This window comes from Mediterraneibacter flintii, from assembly GCF_055387595.1.
Genome location: NZ_AP031405.1, coordinates 3455001 through 3472484, shown reverse-complemented (window position 1 = coordinate 3472484; position 17484 = coordinate 3455001). Strand labels below are relative to the sequence as shown.

Genomic DNA, 17484 nt, shown 5'->3' with positions numbered 1-17484 from the left:
TATGTTAGATGTATGTTTGCTTGGAAGCGGTGGAATGATGCCGCTTCCCTACCGCTGGTTGACAGCGCTGATGACGAGATACAATGGGAGCAGTCTTTTGATTGACTGTGGAGAGGGGACGCAGATTGCGATCAAAGAAAAGGGCTGGAGCTTCAAGCCGATCGACGTGATCTGTTTTACGCATTTTCATGGCGATCATATCAGCGGACTTCCGGGACTGCTTCTTACAATGGGGAATGCAGACCGCAGGGAACCCCTGACGCTGATCGGCCCTAAAGGTCTTGAACGGGTAGTGAAGGCATTGCGTGTGATAGCGCCGGAGCTGCCGTTTCCTATTCTTTTCAGGGAGATTGAAGGAGCAGAGCAGACATTTGAAATAAATGGATACAGATTAAAGGCATTTCGTGTGAATCATAATGTAGTCTGCTATGGATATACATTGGAAATTGACCGTGCAGGAAAGTTTGATCTGGAACGGGCAAAGGAACAAAAGATTCCACAGAAATACTGGAGTATTTTGCAGAAGGGAGAGACCGTTGAGACAGAAAACGGCCGTTTGACGCCGGATATGGTGCTTGGCCCGCCGCGGCGGGGTATTAAATTGACCTATACGACAGACACACGTCCGACGAACTCTATCTGTGAAAATGCAAAAGGGGCGGATTTGTTTATCTGTGAGGGTATGTACGCGGAGAAGGACAAGGCAGCGAAAGCAGTAGAATATAAACATATGACGTTCTATGAGGCGGCGCAGATCGCAAAGGAGGCTGACGTGGGAGAAATGTGGCTGACACACTACAGCCCGTCTTTGACCCGCCCTGAAGAATATATGGAAGAAGTAAAGAAAATTTTTCCAAGAGCCAGAGCCGGCAGAGACAGAATGTCGGTGGAATTGCAATTTTCTTGACGAAGGCAGCAGGAGAATAAAATTTACAAACGTACTTAAAACTTGGCAGAGAAGGAAAAGAGGCTTTTATGAAAGAAATTAAAGATATTAATGTGCTGGCAGTGGAAAGCTCTTGTGATGAGACAGCGGCAGCCGTCGTACACAATGGTAGGGAAGTGCTTTCCAATGTCATTTCATCACAGATAGACCTGCATAAATTATATGGCGGGGTTGTGCCGGAAATCGCCTCAAGAAAACACATTGAAAAAATTAACCAGGTGATTGAAGAGGCGCTAAAAGAAGCGCACGTAACGCTGGATGATATTGACGTAATAGGCGTGACCTATGGCCCGGGGCTTGTAGGCGCGCTCTTAGTAGGCGTAGCAGAGGCAAAGGCGATCGCCTATGCGAGAAATCTGCCATTGGTTGGAGTGCACCATATAGAAGGACACATTTCTGCAAATTATATTGAGCATCCAGAGTTGGAACCGCCGTTCTTCTGCCTGGTAGTATCTGGCGGGCATACGCACCTTGTCCGCGTAAAGGACTATGGTGTATATGAGATATTGGGAAGAACCAGAGATGACGCGGCGGGGGAAGCATATGACAAGGTGGCGCGCGCGATCGGGCTGGGATACCCGGGAGGGCCAAAGATTGACCGCCTGGCGAAAGAAGGGAATCCAGAAGCAGTCCGGTTTCCAAAAGCACATATGGAGGACGCCCCTTACGATTTCAGCTTTAGTGGTTTGAAATCCGCTGTGTTAAATTATATCAATGGATGTAAGATGAAGGGAGAAACCTATGATCCGGCAGATATTGCCGCATCGTTCCAAAAAGCAGTGGTAGACGTGCTCGTAGAGAAAGCAATGTGTGCGGCGGAGGAATTTGGAATCTATAAATTTGCGATTGCAGGCGGAGTGGCGTCTAACAGCGCGCTTCGTGCAGGTATGGAAGCGGCATGCAAAGAAAGAGGAATTCAATTCTACTATCCCTCTCCTGTTTTGTGTACGGACAATGCTGCTATGATTGGAGCAGCGGCATACTATGAGTATCTTGCCGGAACAAGACATGGCTGGGACTTAAACGCGGTTCCAAATCTAAAATTGGGAGAACGTGGGCGACACACGTAAAAAGGAAAAGAGGAAAACGTTTTATGGAAAAGAAGTATTGTACTGCGATTGTGCTTGCAGCAGGCCAGGGCAGGCGGATGGGAACAGAAGTACATAAACAGTATCTACTGCTTGGCGGGCGGCCGGTTCTATATTATTCCCTGCATACATTTGAAGCTTCTCCTTTGATAGATGAGATAATTCTCGTTACAGGAGAGGGAGAAGAACAGTATTGTAAAGAAGAGATCGTAGAGAAATATGGAATAAGTAAGGTAAAAGCGATTCTGGCAGGAGGAACAGAACGGTATCATTCTGTGTGGAATGGACTTCGCAGGATGCAAAAAGACGGGTATGTATTCGTGCATGACGGGGCGCGCCCTTTTGTAGATAAGGACATGATAGCGCGTGCGTATGAAGCGGTGTGTGTCGGTAAGGCGTGTGTAGTGGGTATGCCTGTGAAAGATACGATTAAGATTGCAGATGAAAATGGATTTGTGAAAGAGACACCGAAACGAGAGTCGTTATGGATGGTACAGACACCCCAGGTATTTGATACAGAGTTGTTAAGGGGAGCCTATGCCATGTTGATGCGCCAGGCACATATTGAAGTGACAGATGATGCAATGGTGGTAGAACAGATGCTGAACCATCCAATTCAGTTCGTTTACGGTTCCTATGAAAACATTAAGATTACGACTCCAGAAGATTTAGAGGTGGCGGAAGTTTTTGTGCAAAAATATTTTTCCTGACATCCCTTGACACGTGGATAATGATTATGGTAGAATAATTCACGTCGCATGGAGAGGTATCGAAGTGGTCATAACGAGGCGGTCTTGAAAACCGTTTGTCCGCAAGGGCGCGTGGGTTCGAATCCCACCCTCTCCGTTAGAGATAAAAGAGTGATAAGCCTATATAAGAGGTTTATCACTTTTTTTATATAATAGGAAATTTTGATAAATTTCCTATTATATAAAAAGCCCTCCGGGCGGGATGCGCACGCCGCAATAAGGAAATTTTACCGCTTTGCGGTATCGCGGCGGCGCGCAAAGTGGACAAGTCCCTCAAGATTGAGGGGCAGGGGAGTTGAAGTGGGCTTGCCCACTTTGTTCTTAAAAAGTTAAAATTTGTAAGAAGTTTGTAAGAACTGTCTGCTTTAATAGAATCATCAAGGCTGACTTGAAAAACAAGGTAAGGAGAGGATCAGATGAAAATATTAGAGGCAAAAGATCTTGTGAAATTTTACGGAAAGGGAGAGAGTCTTGTAAAAGCGGTGAATCACATCAGCTTTTCTGTGGAAGCAGGCGAGTTTGTTGCGATTGTTGGAACAAGCGGTTCTGGAAAAACTACCATATTGAACTTGATCGGGGGACTGGATATACCAGATAAGGGGAAAATTATTATAGACGGACAGGATATTTCCGGGATGAAACCAGATGAGCTGACGATATTTAGACGCCGCAAAATAGGTTTTATTTTTCAAAATTATAATTTAGTGACCGTTTTAAATACGTATAAAAATATCGTGATGCCGGTGAAGCTGGATGGAAATAAGGTGGATGAGAAGTATATCCGGAGAATTACATCTATGCTTGGTATTGAAAAGAAATTGAAATCTTATCCTAATCAACTTTCAGGCGGGCAGCAGCAGCGAGTGGCAATTGCGCGGGCGCTTTCTGCAAAGCCGGCGATTATACTTGCGGACGAGCCGACTGGAAATCTGGACTCCAAAACAAGTCAGGAAGTTATGGGACTTTTGAAAATGACAAGCAGGGAGTTTCATCAGACAATTATAATGATCACACATAATGAGGAGATCGCACAGCTTGCGGATCGGATCATTCACATAGAAGACGGCAGAATTGTTGGAGGTGAGCAGTAATGTATGAAAACTCCAACAAAGAGATGGTAAGAGAAATTGCACGTGGGACAATGAAAGTGCACCGTCTGCGGAACATTATGGCATGCCTGGCGATTGCCCTCACAGCGATTCTGATTACAGTCGTGTGCGGAGCAGGTGTCAGTACGGTAAAAGCTCTGATGACAGAGGCACAGATGAATCCGGCTCCGGGAACCAATGGCGCGGGTATTTATGGAAACAGGGGAGTGCTTGAGAAAATAGAAAAACAACCAGAGGTAGAATGGGCGGACATTGCAAGGCTGTGTATGAAAGGGACTCCTAAAAATAAAGAATTTGCGGGAAATACAGTAAAGTTTCTTGCGGTTAGCAATGGATATTATCAGCATCATTATGTGGAACTGATAAATGGAACGTATCCTAAAAATGAGCATGAAATTCTGATGTCAGATACACTGGCAAAAAAGATAGGAAGAGATATGACGCCGGGGCAGAAGATGACGCTGAACCTGATTGTACAGGAAGGAGGAGAGCGCGTACAAAAGCCTGTCGAAGTGACAATCAGTGGATTTTATGATAATCCGCTGGAAGCGATTGAAGACTATGAAGAACTTTACACAGTAGAAGAATTTCCTGATATTTATAATCCGGAATTAGGGGATGAGGGTACCATATATACGAAATTAGAAGGCGTGACAGCGCAGACCCCGTCTTCGGAAGTGAGTGAGAAGCTGAATGGTTTAAACGAAGCGGTGGGTGGAAATGGAACATGCCTTGTTACGACACAAGATTATACGATGTTGTTTTTGGGTGGAGCAGCGCTTATCCTGCTTTTGATTGCATATGGATATATTTTGATTTACAATATTTTCTATATCTCGGTTGTAAATGATATTCGTTTTATGGGAAGTATGAAAACGATAGGAATGACAGGAAAACAGATTCATACAATGTTAGGCTGGCAGGTAAGAAGGCTGGGAGTTTTGGGAATCTGTGCCGGTATTCTGGCAGGTACAGGACTAAACCTTTTAGTAATTCGTCTTTTGAAAGGAGCTGACTACAGTTTTTCCAGATACTACGAGGCGGGGCTTTCCCTGGTGTATGCAGCGTTGGTTTCAGCTCTGTTTTCTATGGTTACAGTATGGCTAAGCAGCCGGAAAGCGTTAGCATTAGGGGCGAGGGTAACTCCGGTTGAAGCAGCAAGATTTCGTACAACGGGAAAGAAAAAAACGGTTTTTGCAGTTCTTTCATTTACGTTAAGCGGTATTTTATTCTGCGCTCTTTATACGGCGCTTGTAGGATATGACACAGAATGGATGGCAGAACGGATGAATGAGGCAGATTTTAAAGTATATCAGTACCATGCAGGACAGCTTATGGACGATCCGTATGAGCCAGTGGACATGGAAATGGTGAAAAAGATCGAGAATCTAGATTTTGCGGAAGAGAGTTATACTTTTTATCGGGCTGTTGATTTGGAACAGAAACCATTGTATGGGTTCTATGAAGAATCTATGGGGGCAATTAAGTATGACGGAGACTTTAAAAGAGTGGCAGAGAGAGAATTTCATTCAACCGGTCTGCCAGGAGGAGAAGAGCAAAAGAAGGAGATAAAAGAGACGGGCAATTATCAGACGGGAATTCTGGGGATGGAAGTTTCCGCGTTAGAAATGGAAGGGAAGCACTTACAGGTATATGACGGTGATCTGGATACAGAAAAATTTGCGGAAGGAAATTATTTGATTTATCAGCCCTATTATGCGAATTTTGCGGGAGAGGATTTTGCGTTTGATGCACTAAAGGCGGGAGAAGAGATTACGCTTTCTTTCTATGACTATGAGAAAAATACTTATATAGACAAGACATTTACTGTACTGGCGATTGTAGGAACAAAGCCGGATGACTATGCGGGAGAGATAAGGGCCGGAGTCCAGATTATTCTGCCGGATACGAGCTTTCTGGATATTTATGGTGAACAGGCCGAAAAAATGGTGAGCAGTGTGCTGATAAATACATCAGGCAAGGAGGAAAGTAAATATCAAGAGGCACTGGAAGATATAACGGCGCAAAGCCTGAATTCTCAAATTAGAGTCAGCTCGAAATATGAAACACGCTTAAGTGAAGAGGTACAGAAGAATCAGAAGGTGTGTATCGGGATATTTGTGGGGATTGTTATTGGATTTATAGGTATGGCAAATATTGTAAATACGCTGGTTACAAATGTATTGTCGCGGAAGCTTGAATTTGCGGCCCTTCAGTCTATTGGTATGACAAAATACCAGATGATTACGAATATTTTCCTGGAGGGAATCAAAATGATATTAATGAGTATGATTTTGATCGTGCCGGCGGGCTTGATTGTGACGAAGGCAGTATCTCAGTATCCTTTGTCTACAGGATTTGTTCCGGAATTGTATACTGCGGCGCTATGTATGGTGGCGGCAGCAGGAGTCATATTGAGTATTGCGGTAGCATGTATATTGACAAGAGTATTAAATAAGAAGACTGTGGTGGAACGACTGCGAGAGGCGGAATAGATGTCTGTAAAAGACGGCAATGCTTGCAGAAACGAAGAAATTGTGGAAAATCTGGAATATGGGGAGGTTTAAGGGAATGTACCGGATTCTTATCGTAGAGGACGACGCTGTTTTGCGGCAGGGGCTTAAATACGCTTTAAAAAAGGAAGGGTATATGACAGAGGCAGCGGGCAGACTGGAGGAATTAAAGTCAATGTACAGAATAAAGGCGGATGCGATTCTTTTGGATGTGACACTTCCGGATGGAGACAGTAGAGAGTACCTGGAGGTACTAAGGAAAACAACAGAAATCCCAGTGATATTTTTGACTGCGCGTAATACAGAAAAAGATATGATAAAAGGATTTGATGCCGGTGCAGATGATTATGTGACAAAGCCGTTTTCTATTCCTCTTTTGACCAGGAGACTGAAGGCGCTACTGAAAAGAAGCTCTGTAAGAAATGATGGCAGATATAGTGCGGGAGATCTTCTCTATGATTTTGAGAAAAAGATTTTGTTTAAAAAGGATAAGGAAGTCTCGCTTAGCCGGACAGAATCAAAAATTTTAGAAATTTTGATACAGAATCGCAATCAAGTTTTGACATGGGAGACATTGCTGGAAAAGATATGGGATATTGACGGGAATTTTGTGGATAAAAATACTTTGAGCGTGAATATTTCCAGGCTTCGTGATAAAATTGAGAACGATAAAAGAAATCCGGAATGGATATTGACTGTTTTCGGAATCGGGTATAAATGGAGTGACAAAAATGCAGAGCAGCAGTAAAGAAATAAGACTTACAATGTGTATTACGGCAGGGATATGGTGCATATCCCTGCTTGTATTTTTATTAATTGGATTTAAAGCAGGTGTATCGTTGGTTTTGATAGCGTTATACGGAGTGTGGAATTTGGTTATTTTTGCCGGCGCTTATTGGAGAATCTCCAGGAATATAAATCAAGTTTTGGGAAAAGTCGACAACTGTATCCAAAGTATGATAGACGGAACACCTGTGAAGGAATTTTCGGCAACAGAGGAATCCCTTCTTGGAAAGTTCCAGACACAGATTGAAAAACTGTATTATATTTTAAACAGTGCGAAAGACAGGGAGAGAAAAGCGCATGAAGAGATAAGCGAATTGGTGGCAGATCTTGTCCATCAGGTAAATACTCCTCTTACAAATATTCAGATGTACTGCAGCTTTCTTACTCAGGATACTCTTTCTGATAAAGAAAAGACCCAGATATGCAGGGTGATTGATTCGCAGGTAGAAAAGCTGGGGTGGTTTGCAGAAGGGTTTACAAAGACAGTCAGACTGGAATCAGATATCAGAAAGCTGGAACCAAAGAAGCAGCCAATCCTTAATATGGTGCTTTCGGCTGTCGACCAAATATCTTTGAAGGCAAAAATGCAGGGAAATGAAATCTGCTTATCCGGAGCACAGGATATAGAGGCGGTATATGACAGAAGATGGACGGAAGAAGCACTTTTTAATATTTTGGATAATGCGGTGAAGTACGGACAGAAAAATATGCCCGTTCAGATTCATATGGAAGCATATGATTTATTCGCCAGAATTGATGTGACAAACTATGGAACAGTCATACCCAAAGAGGATTATACGAAAATATTCCAGCGATTTTACCGCGGAAAAAACGCAGCACTTATAAAAGATGGAGTGGGACTTGGGCTATATCTGGCGCGTGAAATTATTACGGGACAGGGAGGCTATCTGAAAGTAGAGAGCAAAAAGGAAACAGGGAACATATTCAGCCTCTTTTTGAGAATGGAGAAGTAAGGGCGAAAGATTATCCCCCTGGCGGGCTTACAGGCAATCATTTTATCCGGTATACTTATTGTGAAAATGAAAACAAGCGTGTCTTATCAGGAGGATAGTATGAAAAATAGAAGGAAAGCAGCACTTGTTTTGCTTTGCGCGGCGGCGCTTACGATTACCGGATGCAGTGGTTCCAGTGATTCCGGCACTTCTTTGGCACAGAAGGAAGAAGCAGGAAAAAGCGCAGGGAACGAGGCGGCCTCAGAAGTGACGATTGGATTTACCAGTGAAGGAGACTCTTTTGATCCTTGTACGGGCTTCGGCTATACAGGTTCACCGCTGTATTCAAATTTGGTGAAGGTAAATGGAGAGAATCAACTGGAAAATGATTTGGCTGTCGCGTATACAGTAAGCGAGGATGCGCTTGTCTGGACTTTTAAAATTCGTGATGATGTAAAGTTTACAAACGGGGAGCCATTAAAGGCGTCGGATGTTGCGTTTACTTTTAATACGACAAAGGAAAAGGCGACGTATATGGATTTAACGATGCTGGAAAGCTGTACGGCGGTGGATGATACTACAGTGGAATTTAAACTTTCCAAGCCTTGTGTAACCTTTATCTATACAATCGCTCAATTAGGAATTGTGCCGGAAAGTGTATACAGCGACCAGTTTGGTCTGGAAGCAGATCAGGTGGTTGGCTCCGGCCCTTATAAACTGGTGCAGTGGGATAAAGGCCAGCAGTTTATTTTGGAAGCAAACGAGGAGTATTATGGAGAACAGCCGCAAATAGAACGGGCGATCGTTCTGATCCAGGAGGAAGAGGATGTAAGGCTTGTGGCAGCACAGGCTGGAGAGGTTGACATTGCGCTGACTTCTGCGACTCTTGCAACAACAGAGATCGAAGGCATGCATGTAGAGGAGGTAGAGTCCGTAGATAACCGAGGAATTACGCTTCCCACTGTACCAGATACAGGAAAGGTAACAGAGGATGGGTATAAAATAGGAAATAATATTACCTGTGATGTAAATGTGAGAAAGGCCCTAAGTTATGGGATTGATCGGGAGAAGATTATTACAGAAGCGTTGAATGGATATGCGGCTCCGGCTTATTCGGAATGTGACGGTATGCCTTGGTGGAATGAAGCGTGTGTGATTGAGACAGATATTGACTATGCCGTCGCACTTCTGGAAGAATCCGGTTGGATAGATACAGATGGAGACGGGATCCGTGAAAAGAATGGTGAGGAGCTTGCGTTTCATCTGATGTATTTCGCAGGAGATTCTATGCGGCAAGCAGTCGCTATGTCTGTGGCAAATCAGGCGAAAGAGAATATGGGGTTTGATATTACTGTAGAGGGTGTGAGTGCGGATGATACGGTGAAAAGAATGTTTTCCGAACCTATGATTATGGGATGGGGTTCTGACAGTCCCATGACTTCTTATATGCTGTATCACAGCAGCAATGCAGGAAAGACGGATTTTTATAATCCAGAATTTTATACGAGTGAAAAGACCGACGCATATCTGGATGCAGCAATGAATTCCATTTCCATTGAGGATTCTTATGAATGGTGGCAGAAAGCACAGTGGGACGGAGAGACGGGGACATCTATGAAAGGTGAAGCTCCCTGGGCATTCTATGTAAATATGACACATTTGTATTTTGTCAAAGACGGTTTGGATATTGGAAAACAGAGAATCCATGCACATGGGCAGGCGTGGCCGCTGATTGCAAACCTTGCGGAGTGGACTTGGGAGGCATAGAGAGAAACTTTTATGAAAAAGAAATACTATCTGAAATGCACAGGAAAATATTTGTTCCGTATGATAACTTTGCTGATCGCAGTCAGTGTGATTAGCTTTGTACTCGTCAGCCTGTCGCCGGTAGATCCGGTACAGCAATATGTAGGGGCTGTGCCGAATGTCAGTGTGGAGCAGAGGGCGAAGATTGCAGAATACTGGGGATTAAACGATCCGCCTGTGGAACGTTTTTTTGCCTGGGCAGGTTCCGTGCTGCATGGAGACTTTGGGGTGTCTCTTTTATACAGACGTCCGGTACTGGATATTATTGTGGAAAAATTTGGAGCGTCGTTAGCGCTTATGATGACAGCATGGATATTTTCTGGTGTATTAGGGTTTGCCATAGGTTGTGTTATGGGTCTGTTTAACGGAAGATGGATGGACAAGATTCTGAAGAAGATATGTTTCGTGATGTGTTCTATTCCCACGTTTTGGATTGGGATAGTGTTCCTTATGGTATTTTCCGTCATGCTGGGGTGGTTTCCATTTGGGATGAGTGTACCAAAAGGGGTTCCGGCAGACGAGGTAACTATTTTACAGAGAATACATCATCTCGTGCTGCCAGCTTTAACACTGAGCTTTCTATCCTTTGCGAATGTGGCGCTCCATACGAGAGAAAAGCTGGTGGATGTGTTAGAGAGCGACTATGTATTGTTTGCGAAAGCAAGAGGAGAGTCGAGGTGGAGTGTGTTAAAACGACATGGACTGCGCAATATTCTGCTTCCCGCAGTAACGATGCAGTTTGGCTCCTTTAGCGAATTGTTTGGCGGGTCAGTGTTAGCAGAAAATATATTTTCATATCCAGGATTAGGAGCAGCGGTTTCAGCGGCAGGAATGTATTTGGATGTGCCTTTGCTTTTAGGAATTACGCTATTTAGTACGTTGTTTGTTTTTGTAGGAAATATGCTTGCAAATATAATTTATGGTATTGTAGATCCGCAGATAAGGGAGGGATACATAAAATGAATCTCAACCGGAGAACGAAAATGATTGTGTTTGTCGGGGCTATTTTTGCTGTATTAGCGGCGGTGTATCTCGCGGGACTTTTCATCAGTGATGATTTCATTGCGGCAGATTTTTCGCAAAAAGGCTTGAAACCCTCCTGGGAACACCCCTTTGGGACGGATATGTTAGGGAGAGATATGTTGGCGCGAACGATAAAGGGGCTTTCCGTAAGTATGATCGTTGGAACAGTAGCTTCTACAGTCAGCGCTGTAATTGCCCTTATTGTAGGGGGTGCAGCGGCGTCAGGAGTGTCCTGGCTGGACCATTTTGTGAATTGGATGATTGATTTGGTGATGGGGATTCCACATACTGTGCTGTTGATTTTAATTTCCTTTGCCTGTGGAAAAGGATTAAAGGGGGTACTAATCGGTGTTGCCATTACACATTGGACAGGACTTGCGCGTATTATCCGGAGTGAGGTGCTGCAAATCCGATCCCAACAGTATATTGAGGTATCCAGAAAGCTGGGACATTCCAGCAGGTGGATTACAGTGCATCATATTTTACCGCATATGGTTCCACAGTTCTTGATCGGATTGATTCTTATGTTTCCTCATGCGATTATGCATGAATCAAGTTTAACGTTCCTGGGCTTTGGACTTCCGCCGGAACAGCCGGCTATCGGAATTATTTTGTCTGAATCTATGCAGTATCTGTCTGCAGGAATGTGGTGGCTTGCCTTTTTCCCCGGGCTTATGCTGGTAATCATTGTATTGCTGTTTGACAGGCTGGGAGAAAATCTAAAGAAGATTATGGATCCATACAGTGCACATGAGTAAAAGGAGGATACAGAAAATGAAAGAAGCCATTTTATCGGTAAAAGATTTGTCAGTATCTTTCCATATGTATGATGGCGGGCTGGAGCAATATGATTTAAAGGTCATTTCTAACTTGACGCTGGATGTGCGGCCAGGGGAAATCGTTGCCATTGCAGGATCCAGTGGAAGCGGGAAAAGTCTGTTTGCTCACGCGGTTATGGGACTGTTGCCGGAAAATGCGGTTATGACGGGAGAGGTTTTCTATAAAGGAAAAGTGTTGTCCCAGAAAGACAAAGAAGCGCTACGCGGGACAGAGATGGCGTTGGTTCCCCAGTCAGTGTCCTATTTAGATCCACTGATGACGATAGGGGCGCAGGTGCGGGGAACAAAACCGAACCGGCAGATAATAAAAGCACAGAAGGAAATTTTTAAAAGACTTCATTTAAAGGAAGAAACAGAGAGACTATATCCTTTTCAGCTTTCCGGAGGAATGGCGAGGAGGGTTCTGGTTGCAACCGCGGTGCTAAGCGGGGCGCAGCTGATTATTGCGGATGAGCCTACCCCTGGGCTGGATTTAGAAATGGCATTGGAAGCATTGCAGATTTTCAGGGAATTGGCAGACGCAGGGAAAGCGGTGGTTTTAATTACCCATGACATTGATTTGGCATTTCACATTGCAGACAGGATCTCTGTATTTTATGCCGGAACAACAGTGGAAACAGCGAAAGCAGCAGATTTTTTAAAAGGAAAAGAAGCCCTTAGACACCCATATTCTAAGGCGCTTTGGGAGGCTTTACCGCAAAATGGCTTTAAGCCTATTCCTGGCTTTCAGCCTTATGCAAAATATTTGCCTAAGGGCTGTCTGTTCTCTCCCAGGTGTCCTCTTAAGACAAAAGAATGTGAGAACGAAATACCTATGACAGAGGTGCGGGGAGGATATGTGAGGTGTATTCATGCAGATTGAAGGAAAAAATATAAGCTTTCGCTACCATGAAAAAATGCCTTGGATTCTAAAAGATGTAAGTATATCCATAGAGGAGGGAGAGCGAGTAGGCCTGGTGGGCCCCAGTGGCTATGGGAAAAGTACGTTGATACGGATTTTATCGGGATATTTAGAGCCACAGGAGGGAAGTGTGCGATTGGATGGGCGGCCTCTGCCGAAAAAGGGGATTTCTCCGGTACAGCTTATTTATCAGCATCCAGAGAAGGCGATTAATCCCAGATGGAAGATGAAAAAGGTATTAGAGGAATCCGGTATGTTTCGGGAAGAAGTAATGGAGGCACTGGGAATAGAAAGGGATTGGCTGAACCGATACCCGCGGGAACTTTCCGGAGGAGAATTACAGAGGTTTTGCGTGGCGCGTTCTCTGTTCCAGGGAACACATTTCCTTTTTGCAGATGAAATGAGCACGATGCTGGATGTAATTACGCAAGCGCAGATTTGGAATCTGATGTTAAAAGAGGTAAAAGAGCGCCATCTGGGACTTTTGATGGTAACGCATAATGCAGAGTTGGCAAAGAAGGTATGCACCAGGATTATCAATCTCAAAGAGATAAATCATATAGGGGAAAATGGAAACGGTGCGGGGTAATCCTGCACCGCAGATCAGTGGAGGGCATCTATAAAACGGAGAAATGCCTTTTTTCCCTGTGGAGTGTGTTTGTATACACCGGCATCTTCCAGCGCGCGGCAGAAGACCTTTCCGATTTCTTGCTGTAAAATATATGTAATATTTGAATCTGTAATATTCTGATATAAAGGAAGAAACTGCCAGGCCCAAGCAGCATGCTTGGCGATAACCGGATTATTGTATATATTACTTTGGTTTAGAATTGCTTCCTTTAGCAAGTCCATCTCTGTCTTTAGGCGGCCCGGAAGGACGGCAAGCCCCATAACTTCAATCAGGCCGATATTTTCCTTCTTAATATGGTGGAGATCTGTGTGAGGGTGGAATACACCGTACGGATATTTTTCCGTTGTGATATTATTTCGCAGCACGAGATCGAGTTCATATAAATTTCCATTTTTTCGTGCAATAGGAGTAATAGTATTGTGTAGGATGCCGTCTGTTACAGCGAAAATGCCTACTTTTTCATCTGAATAACAGCGCCATTTTTCCAGAATATGTGTGGCAAGGGCGATAAGCTTTTTTGTTTTCATACTACAAAGGCGAATAACGGAAAGTGGCCACTTTACAATGCCTGCTTGTACTTCTTCATATCCAGGTACTGTAAAAGAGAAGGTAATAGGTGCTTTTGCCATAGCAAATGTATAGTTTCCGCCCTGGAAATGTTCATGGCTTAAGATAGAGCCTCCTATAATGGGCAGTTCTGCATTAGAACCAAGAAAATAATGAGGAAACATGCGGACAAAAGCAAATAATTTTTCAAAAGTAGATGCGTCTATTTTCATAGGAAGATGTTTTTGATTGAATACAATACAATGCTCATTGTAATAAACATAAGGAGAGTACTGGAATGCCCATTCCTCTTGATTAAGTGTAAGGGGGATAATACGGAGGTTGTCACGTGCAGGATAATAACTCCTGCCGGTATACCCTTCATTTTCTGGACAAAGCAGACATTTGGGATAGGAGGAGGGGAGCTTTTTCCCAGCGGCGGCAATGGCTTTAGGATCCTTTTCCGGTTTAGAAAGATTGATGGTTATATCCAGAGACCCGTATTGGGTTTCTACACTCCATTTTTGATCTAGCTTGATACGAGAACGCTGGATATAGTTGCTGTTCTGGCTTAAATTATAATAATACTTTGTCGCCGCTGCGGGAGAATGCTGATATATATGCCAGAACTTCTCCTGAATCTGCGCAGGGCGGGGCAGCAGACAGTCCATGAGCTTAGAGGCAAACGAATCACGGCAAGCGAATGTATCTTCGAGCAGTCCTCTTTGAACAGCCTCGTCAAGCAGTTGCTTAAGTATATCTTCTAGAGAAATGTTATTTAGAGTGCAAGGAGTATCCTCGTAGTTTTCTTCTTTGAAAAGAAAGAGAATCCGATTGGTTGTATAAATTCTTTCCGTACGGGGTGTCAAACCCGTGTCAATTCCATACTGAACTAATTTTTTTACTGCGTCATAAAACATGGCAATGTACCTCCTTTTGTATGTTCTAAAAACTATACTTTAAAGAGCGCACCGCAATACATTCCCTTCGAGAGGATAGGCTTTGCCCGATAAGGGATAGAATGTATATGTGTGGGAGGGGCGTAAGTCTTTTGCAGGTGAAGCTCTTTTTTTAATGATAATGCGGGAACCGACAGATGCATATAAAAAATACGTGCAATATTATGTAAAAATGTTGTTTATAGATTCTCGAAACGCTATAATAGAGGGCAGGGAGGCGGCATGATGACAGGTACATATAAACATTCATACAAAATGGGAGAACCCAGGTTGAATGCGCTTTCAGTTTATAATGTCGGATATCAGAAATGCGAACCAGAATATCAGTGGGGGCCTGGGATAAGAGATCATTATTGTATTCATCATATTTTGTCAGGGCACGGTTATTATTTTGCGAGAGGAACGGCCTGGCATCTACAAAAAGGGGATACGTTCATTCTGTATCCAGGAGAAGAGGTGCGTTATTATGCAGATAAAGCAGAACCATGGGAATATGCATGGGTGGGGTTCATGGGGACAGAAGCGGGAGAGATAATCCGCAATACAGAGTTTGCCAGAGAGAAGCCTTATATCTTGAACGGGCAAATGCCAAACAAGGAGCTTCGAAAATGCCTTGAAAAAATTTATGATATAAAAGGAAATACGTATGAAGCAGCTGTCGCGATGACGGGAGCACTGTATAGTTTGTTGTCTGTATTTATAAGATATTATGATGATAAAGAGAGAACAAAGGATGTACAAATGTTGTATGTGGAGCAAGCCCAGAAGTATATTGAAAAGAACTATTCCTATTCAATAACTGTAGAGGATGTAGCGGCATATGTTGGAATAAGCCGAAGCCATCTGTTCCGTTCTTTCAAGTTGTATACAGGAAAGGCACCGAAAGAGTATTTGTCTGAATATAGGATAGAAAAAGCATGTGATCTTTTGAGGGAAACGGAACTGTCCATTTCTACAATCGCTTATTCGGTAGGTTTTGACAACAATCTTTACTTTTCTAAAGTTTTTAAAAAATATAGAAAGGTAAGTCCGTCTGTTTACAGAAGACTTAAGAAAGGAACCAATAAATCATTTGGGGACAGGAACGAAGACAGTGGTGCATAGAAGAGCAGTATTTGTGAAACAACAGAAGATAAAGGGGGTGTCTGTATGCTGATAGTTTCAAATTTCCAGGCAGGCAGTGACAGCAGGGAGATACTGCCTATGGATAAATCTGCCCTTCCGTATGTCTGTATGTACAGAGAAATGAGCAGGTATGGAGACGGGACATTCCCCTGGCACTGGCATTCTGCTTTTGAAATAAACTATATTGCAAATGGAGAACTAGAATTTCGTACTGCGGATGCAGAGTTTACGTTGCGAAAAGGGGATGCGGTATTTATTAATTCTGGTGTAATGCATGCATATCGGACAAGGGTGGAAGGTAATTGCGAAATATTTGCACATTTATTTGAACCACATTTCCTGTCAGGAATGTATCACAATGCAATAGAAGAAAAATATATACTGCCGATCATGAACAACCAAGCGCTTCAGACCTTTCCGATACATCCGGATAGTTATGAAAATATCTGTATGACTGAAAAAATTTTAAAGATGATTGAGCTATCTAGAGAAGAGTCGTTCGGTTATGAATTAGAGCTTAGAGCAGAGATGGGAAGATTCTGGTGTATGCTTCTTAAAGCAACGGAGGAGGTGCGCTCCTTAAGTATTCCAAAGAATAATACGGATGTGGAACGGGTAAAGCTTATGATGCAGTATATTCATACGCATTACGGAGAGAAAATCACGCTGGAGGATATAGCAGCTTCTGCCAGTATCAGTGCAAGAGAATGTACCAGATGTTTTCAGTATTGCATTGATAACTCCCCAGTAAACTATTTAAATTCTTATAGGATATATATGGCGGCACAGATGCTTTTACAGACAGGGGACAATATTATTACTATCAGTGAAAACTGTGGTTTTAGTTCAAACAGTTATTTTGGCAAAGTGTTCCATGAGAGTATGGGCTGTACGCCTATGGAATACCGAAGAGGAAAGAAGAATGCTTGATTTTATAATGCATTGTCTGTATTTTGCTATAATTTTGAAAAAGAGGATAGTGCCAGAATGGTAAATTAGAGCTAAGTTCACTAATTATACTGTCGGTATATGGAGATTGGCACACAAAAAGAAAACCGGAAGAAAGACTGTATTTTGCTATAATTTGTCTTTATTCCGGTTTCTTTTATCTCTGTTTCTTCCTATAATACAAGTAAGATAAAAAGTGATTTACCGGTAAATATAAAAGGAATAACCAATTATATTTAAGGAGGAAATAAGTATGTTAAATTATGTTGTGCATTTAAAAACTGTAAATGATTTTAGAAATTTTGCAAATCTCACAGTAAAATTTCATATCCGTGGCTATGTAAAGACAGAGGACTATTATGCAGATATGTACTGCTTGCTGGATATTATGTCACATTGTCCTGTCGATAAGATGAATCTGGTTCTTACAAAATATAATGAAGAAGAAGCAACGGCGATAGAGACATATTTATACCAGACAGGACTGTTGGAAGGGAGAGGGTGCCAAAGAAGAGACTATGGAAAGATCGCATAAAGTAAATATTAAGAAGGATAATAATGC

The 17484-nt window shown here is 43.0% G+C and carries 16 protein-coding genes and 1 tRNA gene; 16 read left to right on the top strand and 1 reads right to left on the bottom strand.

The window, feature by feature from the left end; translation table 11 throughout:
- Window position 1: 1 nt before the first annotated feature.
- The 13 genes from ACZ5C4_RS16580 to ACZ5C4_RS16520 all read left to right on the top strand — a co-directional run bounded on the left by ACZ5C4_RS16580 (window position 2) and on the right by ACZ5C4_RS16520 (window position 13302).
- Window positions 2–907 carry a ribonuclease Z gene (locus ACZ5C4_RS16580; protein ID WP_186876761.1) on the top strand — a complete coding sequence of 302 codons (906 nt, stop codon included), beginning with the start codon at window positions 2–4 and terminating at the stop codon, window positions 905–907.
- Window positions 908–975: 68 nt separating this feature from the next.
- Window positions 976–2016: a tRNA (adenosine(37)-N6)-threonylcarbamoyltransferase complex transferase subunit TsaD gene (tsaD, locus tag ACZ5C4_RS16575; RefSeq protein WP_464521943.1), complete on the top strand. Its 1041-nt coding sequence runs from the start codon at window positions 976–978 to the stop codon at window positions 2014–2016.
- A gap of 23 nt (window positions 2017–2039) precedes the next feature.
- On the top strand, window positions 2040–2744 hold the full coding sequence (gene ispD, locus ACZ5C4_RS16570) for a 2-C-methyl-D-erythritol 4-phosphate cytidylyltransferase (RefSeq protein WP_464521942.1): 705 nt from the start codon (window positions 2040–2042) through the stop codon (window positions 2742–2744).
- A gap of 50 nt (window positions 2745–2794) precedes the next feature.
- Window positions 2795–2880 (top strand) — tRNA-Ser (locus ACZ5C4_RS16565).
- A gap of 319 nt (window positions 2881–3199) precedes the next feature.
- Entirely contained in the window at window positions 3200–3874 is a 675-nt protein-coding gene (locus ACZ5C4_RS16560) for an ABC transporter ATP-binding protein (protein ID WP_464521941.1), read from the top strand.
- A complete protein-coding gene (locus ACZ5C4_RS16555) occupies window positions 3874–6387 on the top strand; it encodes an ABC transporter permease (RefSeq protein ID WP_464521940.1) in 2514 nt (837 codons plus the stop codon). Before ACZ5C4_RS16560 ends, ACZ5C4_RS16555 begins: the two co-directional genes overlap by 1 nt.
- 76 nt (window positions 6388–6463) lie before the next feature.
- Window positions 6464–7153, top strand: coding sequence for a response regulator transcription factor (locus tag ACZ5C4_RS16550; protein ID WP_464521939.1), 690 nt, complete (start codon window positions 6464–6466; stop codon window positions 7151–7153).
- Window positions 7137–8165, top strand: coding sequence for a sensor histidine kinase (locus ACZ5C4_RS16545; protein WP_464521938.1), 1029 nt, complete (start codon window positions 7137–7139; stop codon window positions 8163–8165). Before ACZ5C4_RS16550 ends, ACZ5C4_RS16545 begins: the two co-directional genes overlap by 17 nt.
- Window positions 8166–8264: 99 nt before the next feature.
- The gene (locus ACZ5C4_RS16540; protein ID WP_464521937.1) at window positions 8265–9911 is read left to right on the top strand and encodes an ABC transporter substrate-binding protein; all 1647 of its coding nucleotides are present in this window, start codon (window positions 8265–8267) and stop codon (window positions 9909–9911) included.
- Between the two features lie 12 nt (window positions 9912–9923).
- A complete protein-coding gene (locus tag ACZ5C4_RS16535; RefSeq protein WP_464521936.1) occupies window positions 9924–10913 on the top strand; it encodes an ABC transporter permease in 990 nt (329 codons plus the stop codon).
- Window positions 10910–11731: an ABC transporter permease gene (locus ACZ5C4_RS16530; protein ID WP_464521935.1), complete on the top strand. Its 822-nt coding sequence runs from the start codon at window positions 10910–10912 to the stop codon at window positions 11729–11731. Before ACZ5C4_RS16535 ends, ACZ5C4_RS16530 begins: the two co-directional genes overlap by 4 nt.
- A 16-nt stretch (window positions 11732–11747) precedes the next feature.
- The gene (locus ACZ5C4_RS16525) at window positions 11748–12674 is read left to right on the top strand and encodes an ABC transporter ATP-binding protein (protein WP_464521934.1); all 927 of its coding nucleotides are present in this window, start codon (window positions 11748–11750) and stop codon (window positions 12672–12674) included.
- Window positions 12664–13302 (top strand): ABC transporter ATP-binding protein, encoded by a 639-nt coding sequence (locus tag ACZ5C4_RS16520; protein WP_464521933.1) that lies wholly within the window; start codon window positions 12664–12666, stop codon window positions 13300–13302. Before ACZ5C4_RS16525 ends, ACZ5C4_RS16520 begins: the two co-directional genes overlap by 11 nt.
- A 14-nt stretch (window positions 13303–13316) precedes the next feature.
- On the opposite strand, the gene ACZ5C4_RS16515 is transcribed toward ACZ5C4_RS16520, so the two are convergent.
- Window positions 13317–14810, bottom strand: coding sequence for a UDP-glucose--hexose-1-phosphate uridylyltransferase (locus ACZ5C4_RS16515; RefSeq protein ID WP_464521932.1), 1494 nt, complete (start codon window positions 14808–14810; stop codon window positions 13317–13319).
- 264 nt (window positions 14811–15074) lie between these two features.
- Between ACZ5C4_RS16515 and ACZ5C4_RS16510 the strand changes: the two genes are divergently transcribed.
- From ACZ5C4_RS16510 to ACZ5C4_RS16500, 3 genes are all read left to right on the top strand, one after another.
- Window positions 15075–15953, top strand: coding sequence for an AraC family transcriptional regulator (locus ACZ5C4_RS16510; RefSeq protein WP_464522366.1), 879 nt, complete (start codon window positions 15075–15077; stop codon window positions 15951–15953).
- A 45-nt stretch (window positions 15954–15998) separates the two neighbouring features.
- Entirely contained in the window at window positions 15999–16904 is a 906-nt protein-coding gene (locus tag ACZ5C4_RS16505; protein WP_464521931.1) for an AraC family transcriptional regulator, read from the top strand.
- Window positions 16905–17175: 271 nt separating this feature from the next.
- The gene (locus tag ACZ5C4_RS16500; RefSeq protein WP_464521930.1) at window positions 17176–17457 is read left to right on the top strand and encodes a hypothetical protein; all 282 of its coding nucleotides are present in this window, start codon (window positions 17176–17178) and stop codon (window positions 17455–17457) included.
- The last annotated feature ends 27 nt before the right edge of the window (window positions 17458–17484 follow it).

Excerpts from the sequence above, each read along its gene's own strand:
- ACZ5C4_RS16540 (WP_464521937.1), top strand. The coding sequence starts at position 8,265 with ATGAAAAATAGAAGGAAAGCAGCACTTGTTTTGCTTTGCGCGGCGGCG.
- ispD (WP_464521942.1), top strand. The coding sequence starts at position 2,040 with ATGGAAAAGAAGTATTGTACTGCGATTGTGCTTGCAGCAGGCCAGGGC.
- ACZ5C4_RS16550 (WP_464521939.1), top strand. The coding sequence starts at position 6,464 with ATGTACCGGATTCTTATCGTAGAGGACGACGCTGTTTTGCGGCAGGGG.
- ACZ5C4_RS16525 (WP_464521934.1), top strand. The coding sequence starts at position 11,748 with ATGAAAGAAGCCATTTTATCGGTAAAAGATTTGTCAGTATCTTTCCAT.
- ACZ5C4_RS16580 (WP_186876761.1), top strand. The coding sequence starts at position 2 with ATGTTAGATGTATGTTTGCTTGGAAGCGGTGGAATGATGCCGCTTCCC.
- ACZ5C4_RS16510 (WP_464522366.1), top strand. The coding sequence starts at position 15,075 with ATGACAGGTACATATAAACATTCATACAAAATGGGAGAACCCAGGTTG.
- ACZ5C4_RS16515 (WP_464521932.1), bottom strand. The coding sequence starts at position 14,810 with ATGTTTTATGACGCAGTAAAAAAATTAGTTCAGTATGGAATTGACACG.
- ACZ5C4_RS16555 (WP_464521940.1), top strand. The coding sequence starts at position 3,874 with ATGTATGAAAACTCCAACAAAGAGATGGTAAGAGAAATTGCACGTGGG.
- tsaD (WP_464521943.1), top strand. The coding sequence starts at position 976 with ATGAAAGAAATTAAAGATATTAATGTGCTGGCAGTGGAAAGCTCTTGT.
- ACZ5C4_RS16545 (WP_464521938.1), top strand. The coding sequence starts at position 7,137 with ATGCAGAGCAGCAGTAAAGAAATAAGACTTACAATGTGTATTACGGCA.
- ACZ5C4_RS16505 (WP_464521931.1), top strand. The coding sequence starts at position 15,999 with ATGCTGATAGTTTCAAATTTCCAGGCAGGCAGTGACAGCAGGGAGATA.
- ACZ5C4_RS16560 (WP_464521941.1), top strand. The coding sequence starts at position 3,200 with ATGAAAATATTAGAGGCAAAAGATCTTGTGAAATTTTACGGAAAGGGA.
- ACZ5C4_RS16520 (WP_464521933.1), top strand. The coding sequence starts at position 12,664 with ATGCAGATTGAAGGAAAAAATATAAGCTTTCGCTACCATGAAAAAATG.
- ACZ5C4_RS16530 (WP_464521935.1), top strand. The coding sequence starts at position 10,910 with ATGAATCTCAACCGGAGAACGAAAATGATTGTGTTTGTCGGGGCTATT.
- ACZ5C4_RS16500 (WP_464521930.1), top strand. The coding sequence starts at position 17,176 with ATGTTAAATTATGTTGTGCATTTAAAAACTGTAAATGATTTTAGAAAT.
- ACZ5C4_RS16535 (WP_464521936.1), top strand. The coding sequence starts at position 9,924 with ATGAAAAAGAAATACTATCTGAAATGCACAGGAAAATATTTGTTCCGT.